The organism is Paraburkholderia sp. LEh10, from assembly GCF_017814945.1.
GTDB lineage: Bacteria > Pseudomonadota > Gammaproteobacteria > Burkholderiales > Burkholderiaceae > Paraburkholderia.
In genome coordinates this window covers 1-257 of sequence record NZ_JAGIPX010000294.1, presented here as the reverse complement: position 1 = coordinate 257, position 257 = coordinate 1, and the positions used below count along the sequence as shown (strand labels likewise).

2 pseudogenes are annotated in these 257 nt (G+C 56.8%); both read left to right on the top strand.

The annotated features are described in order from the left end of the window. Nucleotides 1-114, top strand: a pseudogene (locus J8I87_RS44335) (NAD(P)(+) transhydrogenase (Re/Si-specific) subunit alpha); the annotation flags it as partial. A gap of 66 nt (nucleotides 115-180) precedes the next feature. Next, nucleotides 181-257: pseudogene (locus J8I87_RS45600) on the top strand (NAD(P) transhydrogenase subunit alpha); the annotation flags it as partial.

Here is a 257-nt window from a genome sequence, read left to right as displayed (position 1 = left end):
GACTTCATGAAGCTGATCGTCACGAAGGAAGGCGCGCTCAATATCGATCTCGCGGACGACATCGTCGCGGCCACGCTGCTGGCACGCGATGGCGAAGTCACGCGCAAGGCCTAGCACTTCGTGCATGGGACCAGTGTAAGGCGCGAGAGCGCCGACTCTGGTCGACAGAGGAGAAAAGGAATGGAAGTCATCAACCATACGGTGATCAACCTGATCATTTTCGTGCTGGCGATCTACGTCGGCTATCACGTTGTCTG